This is a genomic window from Vibrio sp. Vb0667 (genome assembly GCF_033391095.1).
In genome coordinates, this window is the sequence record NZ_JAWPOL010000201.1 from 1 (window position 1) to 1,319 (window position 1,319).

At 46.7% G+C, this 1,319-nt stretch carries 1 protein-coding gene; it reads left to right on the plus strand.

Annotated features, from left to right (window positions below):
- The coding region (locus tag R8269_RS24605) for a DUF5801 repeats-in-toxin domain-containing protein (RefSeq protein ID WP_318222829.1) at positions 1-1,319 on the plus strand (1,319 nt) is incomplete at both ends.

The window sequence follows — 1,319 nt, forward strand, 5'->3', positions numbered from 1 at the left end:
TCGATGTAACAGAAGGGGCAGACCAAGTCACCTCGATTCAACTGAGTGATTTGACGACGCCAGTTAGTACATTGATGTCTGGCGGAGAGGCAATCACCTTAGTCTTAACGTCCAGTACTGGCGGGGTGAATGTTTATCAAGGTATCACGGTTAATTCTCAAGAAGTGGTGTTTGAGTTGACTCTGAATGCGTCAAATAACTCCTATGAGTTTGATCTTAGAAAACCACTTGATCATCCTGATGGCAATCAGCAAAACAACATTGTAATCGAACTGCCAATCACCGTGACTGACGGTGATGGCGATGTATCACCAGTGTTCACGTTACCAATTACGGTGGTAGACGATGTACCCGTGGTAACGAATATAGACAGCTTACAAGTGCATGAAGATGATTTGCCGCTGGGCTCAGACGAGACCAAGGAGCCTCTAACGGTTTCTGGTCAGTTTGAAGTGACCAGCGCGGATGGTATCGACTCATTTGTTCTGGATCTCAATTCCAATCTACTGCCTGCACTTACTTCTGGCGGCGAGAGCATCGCGATTACTCAAGACGCTACAGCGTCAACGAGTGATGCTTTGGTTTATGTCGGAAAAACCGTTGGTGGCGACACCATTTTCACGCTGACATTGCATCAAGACGGACGCTACGATTTTGAATTGTCTGGCGCGCTCGATCATGCAACGAATTCTGATGACCTGACCATCAATCTGCCGATTGTGATTACCGACGGGGACAACGACTCCGTTAACGCGACGTTGCCAGTCACTATTTTGGATGATAAGCCGACGATTGAAGCTATTCGTCCAGGAAGTCACTTGTCCATTGATGAAGATGACATTCCGAACAAAGGGTCGGATGGTCAAGGTGATCATATTATCGGCGGACATTCTGATGTCGTTGACGGTGCAGATTCTATCGTTAGCTTCCAACGGGAGGATCTTGTCTCACCTGTTGCTGGGTTAACGTCAGCAGGTCAGCCACTAGAGCTTGTTGAATACTCAAACGCGAATGGCGTGATTGAGTACCGTGCGTACGTGCAAGGCAGTACCGATATCGTGTTTAAACTTACGTTAAATGCTGGAGAAGATAGGTATCAATTTGAATTATTTGCTCAGCTAGACCATCCAAATGGCAATGGTGAAAACGAGCTCGTGATTGATTTCCCTGTGAATGCCACGGATTTTGATGGTGATGTGTCGAACACGATTAGTTTGCCAATCACCGTTGTTGATGATGTGCCGTCTATCACTGAGGTGGATAACAGTAGCCAGTTGACGATTGACGAAGATGATTTACCTGCTGGCTCTGGTACTTCT